Source organism: Cryobacterium sp. Y50 (assembly GCF_002929805.1).
Lineage (GTDB): Bacteria > Actinomycetota > Actinomycetes > Actinomycetales > Microbacteriaceae > Cryobacterium.
This window is the reverse complement of sequence record NZ_PJJM01000103.1, coordinates 68,324-84,607: the sequence shown is the minus strand read 5'-3', so window position 1 is coordinate 84,607 and position 16,284 is coordinate 68,324. Positions and strand designations below refer to the sequence as shown.

The window sequence follows — 16,284 nt, the reverse complement described above, 5'->3', positions numbered from 1 at the left end:
GCTCAGCCCTTGGTCGCCCCGGCGGTGAGGCCGGACACGATGTATTTCTGGGTGAATAGTGCGATCACCATGATCGGAACGGTGACGACGACGGCCGCCGCCATCAAACTCCCCCAGTCGATGCTGGCATACGAGACGAAGTTGAAGATCGCCACCGGAAGGGTCTTGGTATTGGCCCCGGACAACACGAGAGCGAACATGAAGTTGTTCCAGGAAAAGATGAACGAGAGAATTCCGGCGGTCGCGAGTCCGGGAACCGACAGCGGCAGCGTGATGCGGAGGAACGCACCGATATGGGTGAGGCCGTCCACCTGCGCCTGCTCCTCCAGCTCAAGGGGAGTCGAGTCGAAGTAGCTGATCATGATGTAGACGATGAGTGGCAGCGCGACAAACATGTGAGACAGGATCAGAACGCCGAAGCCGCCGACCAGGCGCATATTAGCGAAGATGAAGTACCAGGGCACGAGCAGGCTGACGCCAGGGATAATGCGGGCCATCAGCACGACGAGCGCGGAACGGTGCATGGCGAACCGGCTCATCGCGTAGGCGGCCGGAACTCCGATGAGCAGGGAGAACAAGGTGGAGAGCAAGGCCACCCAGAAACTATTGAAGATGAATCCGAAATAGTTGTTGCGGCTGAGCACGTTGTCGTAGTTGTCGAAGGTCGGCGTGAAGAACAGGGTCTTGCTGGCGTCGTAGATATCGACGTTGGTCTTGAGCGACGCGACGAACATCCAGACCAGCGGTGCGACAAACAACAAGACCGTCAGGGCCAGTGCGACGACACGGAAGATCTTGTAGGCACGCGGCTTGCGACGCCGCCGCGCGGTCGCGATCGAGCGCGATGTCTCGGCAACGGGACGGGCTGACAGAGTCGTGGTCATGACCGGTTCGCCTTTCTGCGGTACGTGAGCACCCACATGATCGTGATGATGAGTAGGAAGAACAGGATCAACACGGTGGAGGCGATCCCGTAGTCGTTGTAATCGAAGCTCAAGCCGAAGGCGTAGATGTTGAGTGTCTCCACCTCGTGGAACGACCCGCCGCCCTTACCCTTGGTGGCATAGAGGATGTCGAACGTCTTCAGGGCGTCGATCCCCCGAAGCACGATCGTAACGATGACGGTGGCACGCAGCAGAGGCAAAGTCACGAACCAGAATCGCTGCCAGGAGTTGGCACCGTCGATGCGGGCCGCTTCATCGGGTTCGTCAGAGAGCGACGTGAGGCCGGCGAGCAGCATCAGCACGACCATCGGAGTCCACTGCCAGATGTCGACGAACATGAGCGTCGGTAAAGCGGTGTACTGGCCGGACAGCCAGGGCTGGGCTGGGATGCCGACCCAGTTCAATACCTGATTGGCGAAACCGATATTCGGGTCGAAGATGAGGCGCCACATCATGCCGACGGCGACCGGAGTCGCGACCAACGGCAGCAGGATCGCGACGCGAACCCATTTCTCGCCGCGGAATGGGCGCCAGAGGAGAAGAGCGATACACATTCCCAGGATGAGCTCAATGGCGAGCGCTCCTCCAGTGAAGACGAAGGTGCGCATCACGGCTGGCCAGAAGCGTTCCGTGTCGGTGAGCACTTCGAAATAGTTACTGAATCCCACCAGATTGGATGCGGCGCGCACCGAACCCTCGGAGTCGGTCACACTGAGATACAGGGTCCAGCCCAGCGGCACGGCTATGAGTAGCCCGACGAAGATCATCGCGGGAGCAGCGAAGAGCCACTTGCGATGCCGATTTGCCCAGGTGGAATAGTTTTTCCACCTCGAGGGCTTGGTGGTGACCATCGTGGTCATCGTTCACCTCACACTTGGTATTGCGCGTTCTGAAGAAGGAGGACTGGCGGGGCGAACGATCGTTGTCGACCATTCGCCCCGACTCGGTGGAGGTGGCTATTCCTCGTCGAGGATGTCCTGGAAGGCATCGCTCGCGGCATCCGCTGCTGCATCGGAATCTCCACCGGTTATAGCAATGACAATCGGGTCTCCGACGATCTCACGTGCTTCGGGCACCTTGATGACGAGCGGTCGGTCATGACCGACACCGTTCTTCGTGCTCGTGGCGATCGCCGCAGCGAGGTCAGCCGGGTAGGTCGATGTACCGGCCGGGTCTTCCCACACCGACTGACGTGCGCCGGGAACACCATCCTGCTGCACCACCAGGGTCAGTTCCGCACTCGTGGCCCATTCGATGAATGACCAGGCTTCGGCCGAGTTGGCGGATTCAGCATTGATGCCGAGCGCCCATGACGGAACGTTGTAGGCGACGGAACCGCCGGGACCGGCGGGCATCGGTGCGAAGCCGACCGTGTCGGACACCTTGGACGTCGCGGGGTCGGTGGCATTTTTGTAGAGGCTGTCGGCCTCGGTGTACAGACCAGCCTGGCCCTGGGTGAAGATGGCCATCGCCTCGGGCCAGCTCATGTCGGTGCTGACGTTCTCGGGGCCGTAGTCGCGAATCAGCCCGCCATAGAAGGCATAGGCTTCCTTGGCTTCGGAACTGTTGACAGCGGAGTCACCGTTTTCGTCGATGAAGTCGCCACCGAAGCTGTAGAGGAAGCTCGAGAACTGGGTGACGGCGGCGGACTTCCCGGTGCGAGCGACGAAGCCGGCAACGCCGGGGTTCTGTTCTGAGATAGCCTTGGCGGCGGCTTCGAGCTCGTCCATGGTGGTGGGCACCTCGAGGCCGGCGTTGGCGAGAAGGTCCTTACGGTAATACAGCACTTCCTGCTCGGTGATGATCGGTACCCCGACGACATTGCCATCGTAGGTCGTCGACTCGACCGGTCCGGATTGGAAGTCGCTCCAGTCCCAAACGGCATTCGACTCGACGTCATCGCTCAGGTCGCCCAGGTAACCGTTCTTGGCGAACAGTTTGCCTTCCTGGAGCGGGCGGTACATCATGACGTCGATCTCGTCTGTACCGGCATTCAGCTTGACGTTGTACTGGTCAGAGAGCTGATCCTCTCCGTACTGGCTGAGTTCCACGGTCAAGCCGGTGGCGGCCTCGAACTCGGGTAGCTTACTCTTGATAGTGTCAGTCCAGACGTGATTGGCCAGAGTGACCCGAAGGGTCTTCGAGCCCCCATCATCACCGGCACTGCACGCGGTGAGTGTGCCGGCGGCGAAAAATGTCGCTGCGACGATGGCCGCAACGCGAACAACTGAATGACGCTTCACTGTGTCTCCCATTCGCAGAACCGGCGCTGTGAGCCACGGTCCCCGACAGAATGCATCTTTACATCTGTCTCAAAAAGTCACGCTACCGAATAAAGCATACTTATTCAAGTTTCCCGGCGTACCGATATGATCAAGCATATGAAACACAATGTGATGGCCGGGTCCGGCGAGGCCTCGCTCGTCGACCCGACCTCTGGTCTCGACGACAGCGCCCCGGCAACCAGCCTGCACGCCCGCGTCGTCGACCTGCTCGGCCTGGCTGTTTGTGCTGGCGAACTCGCGAGTCGATCCGTCTTTCGTATCGAGGAACTCGAAGAACGGTTCGGCGTCTCCCGGTCAGTGGTGCGTGAGGCCATCCGGGTACTCGCCTCCATGGGCATGCTCGCGTCTCGCCGCCGAGTCGGCGTGCAGATTCTGCCGGCTTCGGAGTGGAATCTGTACGACCCCCAAGTAATCCGCTGGCGCCTCGCATCGCCGGCTCGTATCGCACAACTACGTTCCCTGACCGAATTGCGAACTGCCATCGAACCGCAGGCTGCTCGGCTGGCCGCTATTCGCGCGCCATTAGCAGACGCCAGCGAACTGATGGGACTGGCCGGAAAATTGTGGGCGGCCGGCCAGGCCGATGACCCCGAAGCCTTTCTCGTGCTTGACATCGAGTTTCACCGCCTGGTTTTGGCCAGTTCGGGCAACGAGATGTTCGCCAAGCTCAACAGCCTCGTTGCCGAGGTACTGACCGGCCGCACGAATTACGGGCTGATGCCGCGGCATCCGCATAACGAGGCGTTGCAATTACACGTCGACGTCGCTAGCGCTATTCAACGCGGTAATCCGGAAGCCGCTCACGAAGCCATGCTCGGCATCATGGAACGTGCTTTCAACGAGATGAGTTCCATCTGGGATGGTAACGCTGTCGTCTGAGTCGCGCTGCGCTCCACCTGACCCTCGAAGGTGAGACCGAACAGTCTCGTGGACTAGCCTTGACAGTGGCCTGTTCAATACAGCCCCAAAGGAGAAAACGTGTCAGAGTCTCGGCAAGCACAGGCAAATATTGGTGTCGTCGGACTGGCGGTGATGGGCTCGAACCTCGCCCGCAACCTCGCCGGCCGCGAGGGAAACACGGTCGCGGTGTACAACCGCTCTCCCGAGCGCACCCGCCTGCTCATGACCGAACACCCGGAAGCAAACTTCGTCGCTTCAGAGAACATCGCCGACTTCGTCGCCTCGCTCACCAAACCGCGCACCGCCCTCATCATGGTGCAGGCCGGCCGCGGAACGGATGCGGTCATCTCTCAGCTCTCCGAGCTGTTCGAACCCGGCGATATCATCGTCGATGGCGGCAACGCCGAATTCACCGACACCATCCGTCGGGAAAAGGAACAGAGTGCCAAGGGCATCAACTTCGTCGGCGCCGGCATCTCCGGTGGTGAAGAGGGCGCCCTCAATGGCCCGAGCATCATGCCCGGCGGTTCGGTGGAGGCCTACAAGACCCTCGGCCCGATCCTCGAATCTATCGCCGCGGTCGTCGACGGTGTGCCCTGCGTCACCCACATTGGCACCGACGGCGCCGGCCACTTCGTCAAGATGATCCACAATGGCATCGAATACGCCGACATGCAGCTCATCGCCGAGGCGTACGACCTGCTGCGTCGCGTCGGCGGCCACTCCCCCGCGGCGATCGCGGACACCTTCGCCGAGTGGAACACGGGCGAGCTGAACAGCTATCTCATCGAGATCACCGCGGAGATCCTGCGCCAGGTTGATGCTACGACCGGTAAGCCCTTCATCGACATCGTGCTCGACGAGGCCGGCTCCAAGGGAACCGGAGTCTGGACCGTTCAGAACTCCCTCGACCTCGGCGTTCCCGTCGGTGGCATCGCCGAAGCCGTCTTCGCCCGCGCGGTGTCGGCACACCCGGAGCAGCGCGGACCGGTGCGCGCCACCCTCGCTGCGCGTCCGGAGATTGCGATCGTGGGAGACACCTTCCAGGACGACGTGCGCCAGGCGCTGTACGCCTCGAAGATCGTCGCCTACGCCCAGGGTTTCGACGCCATCATCGCCGGAGCGAAGAAGTACGGCTGGAGCATCGACAAGGGCGCCATCGCCACCATCTGGCGCGGCGGCTGCATCATTCGCGCCCAGTTCCTCAACCGCATCGTCGATGCCTACAACAACGACCCGTCGATTCCGAGCCTACTCGTTGACCCGTACTTCGCCGAGGCCGTTGCTGCCGGTGAGGCCGCGTGGCGCCGCGTCGTCTCGACCGCCGCACTGTCGGGCATCCCGGTTCCCGGCTTCGGCTCGAGCCTGAGCTACTTCGACTCGCTCGCGAGCGAACGGCTGCCGGCCGCCCTCGTGCAGGGACAGCGCGACTTCTTCGGCGCGCACACCTACAACCGCGTCGACATGCCCGGCACCTTTCACACCCTGTGGTCGGGCGACCACAGTGAGATCGCCACTGAGGCGTCCACTCACTAGCCCCATCAGCTCTGCCGGCCGGCAGCATCCACTGATATAAAGGATGCTGCTGGTCGATTTGTCTATACGGGTCGCTTCACACTCACGTCTGGAATACTTGTTCTCCCCATGACTGACAATCACCCCGAGCTCTCCGGCTACGAGCCGAACGACAACTACCGGCCCCTGCGCGGGAAACACTTCACCTCGATCTTGCGGGTCGTTGTCGTGCTCGGGCTCATTGCCCTGGTGGTGCCGGGCGTGCTCACGACCATGCGGGTCGCCTCGGACACCGCTGCCAACGCCTGCTTGGCTGCAGTGGCCCGGTACTACCCGTTCGCCGTCGACTACGACGCCCGCTTTGACCTCGCCGGCCCCGGCGGGTTCGGCTGGCAGTGTTATGCGATCGACCAAAACGAGCGCGACACATTCGTCACGCCACTTGGCATCGTCCCCGCCGCGCCGCGCCAGCTCGAGCCGGCTACCCGAACCTAACCGAACTGCGCGGGACTTGCGCCGGTACGCAAAAGTTAGACGGTAGTTGTCAGGCTGGCCAGAACCCCCGCGCTGCGTGACACGGATGCCAACGCAACATGGTTGCCAGGCCGCGTGCCACAGGCGTCACGACGCGAGGAAGAAGGCAGGACGCGAGGCGACGCGGGAACGCGAGCAGGAGCATCCATACTTGGCGCAGTTAAAGAAGCGGAGGCGGCGGCCGCAGCCACCGCCTCCGCAGTACCATCTGTTGCCTACGCGGCACCGTCGAACATTGACGTGACCGAACCCTCGTCGAAGACCTCGTGGATCGCACGCGCGAGCAGCGGAGCGATCGGCAGCACGGTCAGGGTCGGGAAGCGCTTCTCCGGCGGGATCGGCAGCGTGTCGGTGACGACGACGGCGCTGATGGCCGGGTTCTGCAGCATGTCGACGGCCGGGTCGCTGAACACGGCGTGGGTCGCGGCAACAACAACACCGATGGCGCCGGCCTCGCGCAGGGCTTCCGCGGCCAGGGCGATCGTGCGTCCGGTGTCGATCATGTCGTCGACCAGCAGGCAGACGCGGCCCTCGACCTGGCCGACGATCTCGTGCACGGAGACGCGGTTGGGCACGAGCGGGTCGCGGCGCTTGTGGATGATCGCGAGCGGCACGCCGAGGCGGTCACTCCAGATATCGGCGACGCGTACGCGACCCATGTCGGGCGAGACGATGGTGAGGGTGGCGGGGTCGAGCTTCTCGCGGAAGTGCTCAAGCAGCACCGGCATGGCGAACAGGTGGTCGACGGGGCCGTCGAAGAAGCCCTGAATCTGGGCGGCGTGCAGGTCGATCGACATGATGCGATCGGCGCCGGCGACCTTGAACAGGTCGGCGACGAGGCGGGCCGAGATCGGTTCGCGACCGCGACCCTTCTTGTCCTGGCGAGCGTAGGGGTAGAACGGTGCAACCACGGTGATGCGCTTGGCGGAGGCTCGCTTGAGCGCGTCGACCATGATGAGCTGTTCCATTAGCCACTCGTTGATCGGAGCGGTGTGCGACTGGATGACGAAGGCATCAGAGCCGCGCACGCTCTCGTCGAACCGGGCGTACAGCTCACCGTTGGCGAAGGTGCGGGCATCCGTGTGGAGCAGCTCAGAACCAAGCTCCGTGGCGATGTCGAGTGCGAGCTGCGGGTGTGCCCGCCCCGAAACCAGTACAAGTCGTTTGTCGCCGCTGGTCTTGATTTCCGACACCTATTCTCCAGTCTTTTCGCTACTAATGCTCTCGGCCGCCGCCGTATCCGCGGCCGTGCCTGAACGGTGGGCGTGAACCCAGCCGTCCATGTTGCGTTGCGGGGCCACGCTGATGGCCAATGCGCCGGCCGAAACGCTCTTGCGAACGACCGTGCCAGCTCCCGTGTACGCACCGTCTCCAATTGTAATCGGCGCGACGAACACGTTGTGCGACCCGGTGCGCACATGCGACCCGATCGCGGAGTGGTGTTTGGCGACGCCGTCGTAGTTGGCGAATATTGTTCCAGCACCGATATTCGACTGGGCGCCGATCGTGGCGTCGCCCACATAGCTCAGGTGCGGCACCTTGCTGCCGGCGCCGATCTGGGCATTCTTGGTCTCGACGAAGGCGCCGATCTTGCCTTCTGCGCCGAGCACGGTCTTCGGGCGAAGATAGGAGAACGGGCCGACGGATGCCCCCGCTTCGATCACCGCGAGGGTCGCGTCTGTGCGGTTGACCCGGGCTCCGGCGCCGATCTCGCAGTCTCGCAGGGTCGTGTCCGGGCCAACGATGGCTCCGGTGGCTACAACGGTGGCTCCCTCGATCTGAGTGCCCGGCAGCAGAGTCACGTCGGGTTCCAGCACGACTTTCAGGTCGATCCAGGTCGTGGCGGGGTCTTGCACGGTCACACCGGCGAGTTGCCAGCCGCGCACGATGAGCGCGTTGAGCTTCTGGGCGGTGTCGCCGAGCTGGGCACGGTCATTGATGCCGGCGACGATCCAGGCGTCGGCAACGGGAACGGCGCTCACCTCGGAGCCGGCCCGGCGCAGCAGTTCGATTACATCGGTGAGGTACTTCTCACCCTGCGCGTTCGCGGTGGTGAGCTGGGCGAGCTGCTCGCGCAGCTCTGCCAGGCCGAACAGGTAGACACCGGCGTTGATCTCGGTGACGGCCAATTCTGCATCCGTTGCATCTTTTTGCTCGACGATGCGGTCAAAAACACCCTCAGCCGAGCGGATGATGCGGCCGTAGCCGGTCGCATCATCGGGGTAGGCGGAGAGCACGGTACTGGCGGCCGCGCCCTTACGGTGCGAGGAGATGAATGAGGCGAGGGTAGCGGCGTTCAGCAGCGGCACGTCACCGTTGATGACGAGCACGTCGCCGTCCCAGCCGACGGGAAGCGCGGCGACGGCCTGCTCGACGGCACGACCGGTGCCTGGGACCTCGTCCTGGTCGATGATCGTGCTCTCGGGGAGGTCTTCGGCCACGACTGCGGCCAGCAGGTCGCGCTCGTGTCGCACAACGGTGATGACGTGGGCGGCATCGAGGGCGCGCGCGGTCGCGAGCACATGGCTGACGATGGGAACCCCGGCAAGCGGATGCAGCAGCTTCGGCAGGCTGGACTTCATGCGGGTGCCCTGGCCGGCGGCCAACACAATGATGGCGAGGCGGGCGTCTGTCACAGGATTCCTAACGCGTGTGGAGAAAGAAAGTAGTGCTCCGCCACCAGGATTCGAACCTGGACCGAACAACTCCAAAGGTTGCCGTGCTGCCGTTACACTATGGCGGACCATGCTGACCGAGGTCAGCAACCTGTCAAGTCTGCCAGATTCTGGGGGCCAGCACGCGCACTCGAGTGCTGCGAACGCAGCTTGCGGCGAAGAAACCCCTCGGCAAGCGGGATAATGGAGCAATGCCTGGCCATGATGAAGTCGACCGAATCGTCGATTCGTGGCTGCGTGAACGCCCAGACCTCAACTTCGCGCCGCTGCAGGTGCTCAGCCGCGTTGCCCGACTGGCCAAGCACCTTGACCGGGCCCGCCGCTCAGCCTTCTCCCGCTCGGAACTCGCGTCGTGGGAGTTCGACGTGCTCTCTGCCCTCCGCCGCGCCGGAACACCCTACGAGCTCAGTCCGAAGGCCCTGTTGCAACAGACACTCGTCTCCAGCGGCACCATGACCAACCGCATCGACGGACTCGTCGATCGTGGGCTCGTGAAGCGACGCTCCGCGCCGAACGACGGCCGCGGCATCCTGGTGGGCATGACTCCCGCCGGGCTCAGTCGAGTGGATGCTGCCATCACCCGGCTTGTCGAGGCGGAAGCCGAGCTGCTCGCGACGCTCTCGTTGACCGACCAAGAGCGGCTGGCCGCTCTGCTCCGCAAGCTGAGCCTCGACTTCGACTGAGCGCTGGCGCCAGCGCGACCGTTTGCTGCATTCGCGGCCAGCTATTGCCCGCGCGCCGGCATCCGCTTGCCGCAGCCAGAATCCGGCTGGTTATCCAAACCGTCCGTTGACGTAGTCGGCGGTGCGGCTATCGGTCGGGCCACCGAACATGGCGTCGGTGGGACCGTGCTCCACGATGCCACCTGGCGTGCCCTGCGCAGCCAGAAAGAAGGCGCAATTCTGCGATACCCGCTGCGCCTGCTGCATATTGTGCGTCACGATCACGATCGTGACCTCCTGAGCGAGCTCCAACATGGTCTCTTCGATCACTCGGGTTGACGTCGGGTCGAGCGCGGAACACGGTTCATCCATCAGCAGGATGCGCGGGGTAACCGCAAGTGATCGGGCAATGCACAAGCGTTGCTGCTGTCCGCCGGACAACCCGCTTCCCGGCGAGCGGAGTCGGTCTCGCACCTCCTTCCATAACCCGGCCTTGGTGAGGCAACTTTCAACGAGATAGTCCTTTTCGGCGCTCGATGCCTTAGTACCGGTGAGGGTCAGGCCCGCAACCACGTTGTCGTAGATGGACATCGATGGGAACGGGTTTGGTTTCTGAAAGACCATACCGATGCTTTTCCTGGCATCAACGAGCTTGCGTTCTGCGTCGTAGATGTCCTCACCGTCGAGGAGAACCTCTCCGGCGAGGCTGGCCGATGGCACGAGCTCGTGCATCCGATTCAGGATGCGCAAAAACGTGGATTTTCCGCAGCCCGACGGACCGATCAACGAGGTAATGACGCCAGCCGACATGGTGAGTGAGACTCGGTCCAGCACTTGGCGTTCACCGAACCACGCTGAGACGTTGCGGCCTTCAAGGGTGGCCAGCGCCGGGACGTTTTTCCGATCGGGAGCGAATTCTCCCGCTGCTGCGACGCCCCGCGCTGATTCTGACGAGTCGACCGAACGTCGGCTCCAGGGCGCGCGCGAGCGTACTTGATACAAGGGCGCTTGCAGCCGCCCGGCCAGGCGCGGGCCTGACGTCTCCTGAATGGGCAAGGTGAGGGTTCGGTCATCGTCGCGGAACAGTGGAGTCATGACCACATCTTTTCTTTAGTGCCCCGTGACTCGGGACGATTTGAATAGTTGAAGGAAGAATACGGGTGGCAGAGCGAGTTAGAGCAGGTTGGGCAGCAGCCGGACGATCTGGTCAGCAACGACAAGACCGCTCAGCACTCCCACCGGGATGAAGACGATCCAGGTCTTCTGCGCGCCAACGCGAGGAATGGACCAGACTGCAGCAAACTCGACCAGCAGAAAGAATTGCAGGGCAAAGGCGAGCGCCCACACCGTAGAGAAATCACTGGCAAGTTCGCGCTCGGCCGGGCGGAGGGTAGCAAAAGTCGTTTGTCGCTGACCGGCGGGATACGTTTTACTGACTAGTTCGGCATCCACCCTGGCAATGCCATTGGGCACAAAGGCTAAACCGCGAGCCGTCTGCAGGATGAGACGACCCTGGTCAGCTCGCGGCGAGGCCGGAGCGGGATCGCCGGCATATCGAACCCCGATGACTGAGAAGGTCGACTTGCCCTGACCGGTCAGCACGGAGAATTTCTGTCCGGGGCGCAGCTCCTGAATTCGCGCGAATGGTGCACCGTAGGCCGCGGCACGCCCCATGACCACGCTGACTCCTGCCTGGCCGGGCAGCACCGTGTCGCGACGGTGACCCGGACCGTTTTGGGTCGTACCCGAGTCCGTTCCCTCCACGATGATCTCGTGAACGTCAAGGGCGGGGATGTCGATGAGCGCAACCGGGGCACCATCGGCGAGCAGTACCTTTTCTACCGTGCCCTCACTGACCGGGGCCGTTCCCTCGGCCAGCTGGAGGCGAAATGTGTCGGTGAGCTGTTGTTGGGCGACGGTGTGTTGGAGTTGTCCGACGACGGTCACCTGCGCCAAAAAGCCAAAGAGAAGCGCGGCGACCATGGCCAGGGAACTGCGAACGAGCCGTTCCCGCGCGGTCAGCACGATCCGCGGGCTCGTCACCGGCCCCGTCCACCGTGGTGGGCGGGTTGGAAGGGCCTGGCCGGGCTTCCAGCCACGTGGCGGCATGATCCGTGGGCGCGGCTGTGCTGGGCGCATCGACGACAGTAGGCGTCGGGTCGACGGCAGGCTGCGTCTGGCACTCATCATGTTGTGGCCTCGACCGAGGCGTCAGACACACCGATGATGGACGGCGTGTTCTGGCGCCGAGCCCGCTGCCGTGCCAGTAAAAAACGTACAGTGTAGAAGAGCACGCCAATGAGGCCCACAACAAGCATCACGAAGTAAGGGGGCAGGATCACCAAAGTGTCGCGGGTGACCGGAGTGAGAACGGCTCCGTTTACGGTCTCTGGCGGAGTGAAGGTCATATGGGCATTGAGAACGCCCCACTGGCCGATGTCAGGCAGTGTAACGCTGACGGTTTTCGTTTGCCCCGGCTCCAGGTCAATCACGCGACTGTCGAGGGGATGGGCAACGTCCATTCCGACTGAGTTTTCCAGCCAGAAACGCAGGTCAGCACGGAGCGGCCACGAGGTGACATTCTTCGCCGTGAACGCGAGGGTGATATCCCCACCCTCGGGGCCAACGGCCGACGCAGCGCTGCCGACCAAGCCGCTCAAGTAGAAGACGCCGCCCAAGTCAAATGGGTCTTCACCCAGCGCATCGGCTGCCTCAGCCGGAGTGTTCGCCACGACTTCACTCACGCCAACTAACGGGCTGCTGATGCTCGTGACTGACGGAATTACAGACGTTGCCGGGGTCGTCTCCGGCTGCGCGAGGAGTCCGTCGGCAGTGATCAGGAATTGCGAAATAGTCCAATTGGCTGCCGTCCCGTCTGCGCTAATTCCGGTCACCGATATGGTGTGATTGCCAGCTTCCAGCCCGGCCGGCAATGTGACAGAAACGGAGAATGCTCCAGCAGCGTCAGCGTGACCGCTGGCGACCAGGAGTGGCGTTGAGTGAACGAAAATTTCTAGGAACGAGCGGGGTTGGAGACCCGTGAGGGTGATCACCACCGGCGCGTTCGCCGCCGACGACCCAAAGGGCAGGGCCACCTTGGACTGGGGTTTTGCCGTCGACGATGAATCGACCACGGGAACGCTGATGCCGATTCCGTTCTCATCGTCGGCGGCCTGTGCAGCGAGGGCTCCGGTGCTCAGGCCGAGAAACACGGTAATGGCAAGAAATCCGACGACCCGAATTCGTTGGGCGCGGCGTAATTCGTTAACGTTCACTCTATTCCTCCCGAGCTTTGCGTCGAGCCTCGGCCTCGCTGTATTCGATCCAGGCAGCGGCACGTTGTGCGCCCCTCCGGCGGGTAAGCCGCACCATGAACCAGGCCAGGCCAGCGAGTAACAAGATGATGAGAGCGCCCCACGGAACGACGATCAGGTCGGTCTCGCGACTCGCGGTGGGAAGCACCCCGGGATTGATGGCTTGCGCGTCGATGGTTGCGGAGAGATTGATCTGCGCATTGAGGTACACCCACGGGCCGACACCCGGAACGGTCATGGTCAAGGTGCGGGTACTACCCGGCAGCATCTCCGGGATTTCTTCCCGACTCGTTGTGGAGAGCGGAATGCCGAAGATGCCACGTACGCGGGACACGGTCGTCGCGCCGAGCGCCACATTGCCGGTGTTGTTGAGCGTGACAGTAAGGGCTGTCGTGCCGGAAAACGGGTTCAGTTCGGCTTGGTAAGACGAGGCGATGCTGCTGATGGTCAGGCCAGCCTGAAGTTCGCCCTTGACGCGAACATACAGCCGAATTGCTACCCGTCGGTCCAGTGAAATTTGTCCGGACGGAGACAGCGCCGAAACAACTATTCCACCAGCGTGGTCACCAGGACTCGCGTCAGCGGGCGTCGTCACCGTGAACGGGATCACCTGAGATGCCCCGGGCTCCAGCGTCGCGGTGATCTGGGCAGCACCGTTGTCGAAGGTGACCCAGCGCCCGACGTCCTGCGGGGAAACACCCCCGTCCAGGAGTGAGAAAGCGCCGTCGCCGGCGTTGAAGGCGTCGGTAGCGTAGACGGTAACTGATTGGGCGGTCGTGCCGGTGTTCTGCACCAAGTACTCGTCGGAAACAACCTGTCCGGGATCCATCTGATAGCTGTACCGTGATCGGGATTGGTCGACCCCGCCATCGGCTGAGGGCGCACCCGCAATGCCGTCGGAATCGGCTGCCCAGACACTCATGGCTCCTCCCGCTGTCATCCCAACGGTCAAACCCATGGTGAGGAGAGCTCCTGTGGCAACCAAGCCGAGTGGGCGGATATAGCGATGGATGATCACGCTGGACTTTCTCTTTTCTGCACAAATTTTGACAAGTGACAGCAGGGGAAGAGGCGCCCCGCGCCACCTCTTCCCCGCTGTCTGATCTGACTTCTACCGAACAGGTTCTACTTCGAGACGACCGTGAGGGTCAGCGTCGAGACGTAGGTACCTGCAGGCTTGTTGGCCGGTGCCACGAAGGTGAGGTCGGCGTTGAGCACCGTGTTACCCACCGTGTTTGCCGCTGCGCCCGAGGCGAAAACCGACGAGTATGTTGCCGAACCGGCCACCTGGGCGGTGCCAGCGGTGACTCCGGTCGCTTCGGACGAGACGATCTTGGGGAGCAAACCGAGCTGCACCTTGCTGATCGTGTTTGTGGCGTCACTCGAGTTGACGAAATCGGCGACGCTGGCGTTTAGGTCCCACCCACTGCGGCTGAAGCCACGACCGTCGGCGACGGTGACGTTACCCAAGGTGCCCGTAGTGGTGGACTTGTTGTTGACCATTGTCGGGGAGGCGAATGCCGCCGCGGCTCCGACGGGAACGCTGAGGCTGAGCACTCCGTCGGTGCTGCCGACTGTCTGCGGCGCCAGCGCGACGCTGCCGGTGGTGCCGGCAGGTGCAGTCGGTGTCGGGGTAGGCTCAGCAGTTTCCGTCACTGCCGCCATCGTGTACGAGCCGGTACCGGCGGTCATGGTGATCGTTCGGTAGAACGCACCCACGACGGTGTTGCCGTTGTTGTTCGTGCACGCGATACCGAGGCTGTACGTTCCGCCGTTCGACTTGACCATGCCGGGGTTGCCAGCGGTCAGTGCCACGTCGGGGGTCAGGGTTGCCGCGATCACGTTTTTGGTTCCGGCGGCAAAACCGCTATCGCCAGATGCACTCCATGAGGCCTTGGTTCGCTCGTTTCCGGCCGCTGCCACGAAGATGTAAGCGTCATCGGCCGCGGTCGGACAGGTTGACGGCGCATCATACGAGATCTTGTTACCGGAGCCGAAGCTGTCGCCGGCCCAGGTGAAGGCCGTGGACGGATCGGTAACCAGCGCAGGAGTGAAACCGTTACCAGCGTTTCCACCGTCGTAGACATAGAGCGCCGCATCGGACCCGTTAGTCTGCACCACGGCCGAGGCGACCGCGGTTGCACCAGCCACGAGGGCCAGGGAGACAACCCCGACGGCGGCGAAACGCATTTTCTTGTTCATTTTCATTTTTTGACCTTCCCGTTGTCAGTCGCGATGAATTAGGCGGTCTTGGCGACGCGGTAGGCGACGACACCGGAGGTGGGCGCGAGGAAGCCAAACTTCTTCTTGACGGCTCCCGCACGCGAGACAACGGATGACACGTTGGTGAGGGCTGTGGAATTGGCTGAGTTCAGCAGCGCGGCCAGGCCGGCATCGTACTTGGGATCTGTCGAGTCAACCCGAGCATTCTCTACGACCAGAAAAGTGTCGCGGCCCCAGGTGGTGTCTGCGTAGTAGGGAGCGTTTGGAACCATCGTCGAACCAGTTCCAGTGACCGGATCAACGCCGGACACGAGGGAACCGAGTGAGCCGGTGCCACGCTTGTCGTAGCTGGCGCCGGTGTTCATGGCAACCCAGCGCGACACGGCCATGGGCATAACGGACTCGGCGGTGAGCGTCGTCGCGTCGTGCTCCTGACCTTCAACGACACAGCCCGCTTCGCCGATGGTCTTCATCAGCGCTTCGGTCGAGCCTATCTTGGCCAAAAAGTCCTTGCGGGTACCGGACCCAGCCTGCGGGATGATCGGAGTGACGGTGACGCCACCGATTTGGAAGCCAGGGGAGCATTCGTACAGGCTCTTCATCTGTGACGCAGTCAGCCCGTCGAGACCCGTCGCCAAGCCCTTATAGGCATAGGCGATCGCGTCGCGGCCAAACGGGACGTAGAGCAGTTCGCCGGCGTTGTTGACGGTGCCACCGCTGGATGACCGGGCGATGTCAACCAGACCGGTGATGACCACGTTTGCCGGGCCGCCGGCGGTGGCGGATGTGTAGGCGGCACCGTCACTCGAGCGGCTGAGCGCTTTGACGCCGTCGCTGGAGCCGTTGGGTCGGCCAAACCGGGTTCCGGAAGACTTCGTGATGATATATGGAGAACCAGTGGCATCAAACGAGCCAATAGTGGTGTTATTGACCGTGGAACGAACGCTCGAGCCGGTGATGAGTGTTCCATTGGCGAGTGCGTTGACGACATCTTCGAGGGTGTCAGAACCCACGATGGAATAGCTGTTGGAAACGGGCTCGGCGTGGGCCGGAGCGGTGATGGCAAAGCCTGAAACGGCAACGCCGACTGTTGCGCAAAGAGCAATAGCCTTCTTCGAAATCACTGTGATGCCTTTCGGTTTCTTACATTGAAATGAACCCGATTGAGTCCATTTTTCCTAACCGATTCGACCTGAACTACGAATCAGGTCGAATGGTCAAGCCTGAACGCC

The 16,284-nt window shown here is 62.5% G+C and carries 15 protein-coding genes and 1 tRNA gene; 4 read left to right on the top strand and 12 right to left on the bottom strand.

The window, feature by feature from the left end; translation table 11 throughout:
* Positions 1–2: 2 nt before the first annotated feature.
* The 3 genes from CXY73_RS18400 to CXY73_RS18390 form a co-directional block, all read right to left on the bottom strand.
* Positions 3–884, bottom strand: a complete 882-nt coding sequence (locus CXY73_RS18400; protein ID WP_104138653.1) for a carbohydrate ABC transporter permease — start codon at positions 882–884, stop codon at positions 3–5.
* Entirely contained in the window at positions 881–1,804 is a 924-nt protein-coding gene (locus tag CXY73_RS18395) for a carbohydrate ABC transporter permease (protein ID WP_233198449.1), read from the bottom strand. The genes CXY73_RS18400 and CXY73_RS18395 overlap by 4 nt, the downstream gene beginning before the upstream one ends.
* A 96-nt stretch (positions 1,805–1,900) precedes the next feature.
* Positions 1,901–3,187, bottom strand: a complete 1,287-nt coding sequence (locus CXY73_RS18390; RefSeq protein WP_233198448.1) for a sugar ABC transporter substrate-binding protein — start codon at positions 3,185–3,187, stop codon at positions 1,901–1,903.
* Positions 3,188–3,325: 138 nt separating this feature from the next.
* Between CXY73_RS18390 and CXY73_RS18385 the strand changes: the two genes are divergently transcribed.
* The 3 genes from CXY73_RS18385 (at position 3,326) to CXY73_RS18375 (ending at position 6,139) form a co-directional block, all read left to right on the top strand.
* Entirely contained in the window at positions 3,326–4,108 is a 783-nt protein-coding gene (locus CXY73_RS18385; RefSeq protein ID WP_233198447.1) for a FadR/GntR family transcriptional regulator, read from the top strand.
* Between the two features lie 99 nt (positions 4,109–4,207).
* The gene (gndA, locus tag CXY73_RS18380; RefSeq protein WP_104138661.1) at positions 4,208–5,665 is read left to right on the top strand and encodes an NADP-dependent phosphogluconate dehydrogenase; all 1,458 of its coding nucleotides are present in this window, start codon (positions 4,208–4,210) and stop codon (positions 5,663–5,665) included.
* A gap of 108 nt (positions 5,666–5,773) precedes the next feature.
* A complete protein-coding gene (locus tag CXY73_RS18375) occupies positions 5,774–6,139 on the top strand; it encodes a hypothetical protein (protein ID WP_104138664.1) in 366 nt (121 codons plus the stop codon).
* Between the two features lie 254 nt (positions 6,140–6,393).
* On the opposite strand, the gene CXY73_RS18370 is transcribed toward CXY73_RS18375, so the two are convergent.
* The 3 genes from CXY73_RS18370 to CXY73_RS18360 form a co-directional block, all read right to left on the bottom strand.
* Complete coding sequence (locus CXY73_RS18370; RefSeq protein ID WP_104178544.1) at positions 6,394–7,371, bottom strand: ribose-phosphate diphosphokinase; 978 nt, start codon at positions 7,369–7,371, stop codon at positions 6,394–6,396.
* A complete protein-coding gene (gene glmU, locus CXY73_RS18365; protein ID WP_104138670.1) occupies positions 7,372–8,814 on the bottom strand; it encodes a bifunctional UDP-N-acetylglucosamine diphosphorylase/glucosamine-1-phosphate N-acetyltransferase GlmU in 1,443 nt (480 codons plus the stop codon).
* A gap of 35 nt (positions 8,815–8,849) precedes the next feature.
* Positions 8,850–8,921 (bottom strand) — tRNA-Gln (locus CXY73_RS18360).
* A 123-nt stretch (positions 8,922–9,044) separates the two neighbouring features.
* Between CXY73_RS18360 and CXY73_RS18355 the strand changes: the two genes are divergently transcribed.
* Positions 9,045–9,536: a MarR family winged helix-turn-helix transcriptional regulator gene (locus CXY73_RS18355; RefSeq protein WP_104138673.1), complete on the top strand. Its 492-nt coding sequence runs from the start codon at positions 9,045–9,047 to the stop codon at positions 9,534–9,536.
* A gap of 90 nt (positions 9,537–9,626) precedes the next feature.
* Here CXY73_RS18355 and CXY73_RS18350 read toward each other — a convergent pair whose 3' ends face one another.
* The 6 genes from CXY73_RS18350 to CXY73_RS18325 all read right to left on the bottom strand — a co-directional run bounded on the left by CXY73_RS18350 (position 9,627) and on the right by CXY73_RS18325 (position 16,176).
* Positions 9,627–10,400 (bottom strand): phosphate ABC transporter ATP-binding protein, encoded by a 774-nt coding sequence (locus CXY73_RS18350; RefSeq protein WP_199184365.1) that lies wholly within the window; start codon positions 10,398–10,400, stop codon positions 9,627–9,629.
* 288 nt (positions 10,401–10,688) lie between these two features.
* Positions 10,689–11,558 carry a sortase gene (locus tag CXY73_RS18345; protein ID WP_233198446.1) on the bottom strand — a complete coding sequence of 290 codons (870 nt, stop codon included), beginning with the start codon at positions 11,556–11,558 and terminating at the stop codon, positions 10,689–10,691.
* Between the two features lie 143 nt (positions 11,559–11,701).
* Positions 11,702–12,790 carry a hypothetical protein gene (locus CXY73_RS18340; RefSeq protein WP_104178543.1) on the bottom strand — a complete coding sequence of 363 codons (1,089 nt, stop codon included), beginning with the start codon at positions 12,788–12,790 and terminating at the stop codon, positions 11,702–11,704.
* 1 nt (position 12,791) lies between these two features.
* Positions 12,792–13,751 (bottom strand): WxL protein peptidoglycan domain-containing protein, encoded by a 960-nt coding sequence (locus CXY73_RS18335; RefSeq protein WP_104178542.1) that lies wholly within the window; start codon positions 13,749–13,751, stop codon positions 12,792–12,794.
* Positions 13,752–13,954: 203 nt separating this feature from the next.
* The gene (locus CXY73_RS18330; RefSeq protein WP_104178541.1) at positions 13,955–15,037 is read right to left on the bottom strand and encodes a hypothetical protein; all 1,083 of its coding nucleotides are present in this window, start codon (positions 15,035–15,037) and stop codon (positions 13,955–13,957) included.
* A 32-nt stretch (positions 15,038–15,069) separates the two neighbouring features.
* Complete coding sequence (locus CXY73_RS18325; RefSeq protein WP_104138687.1) at positions 15,070–16,176, bottom strand: hypothetical protein; 1,107 nt, start codon at positions 16,174–16,176, stop codon at positions 15,070–15,072.
* Positions 16,177–16,284: the final 108 nt, after the last annotated feature.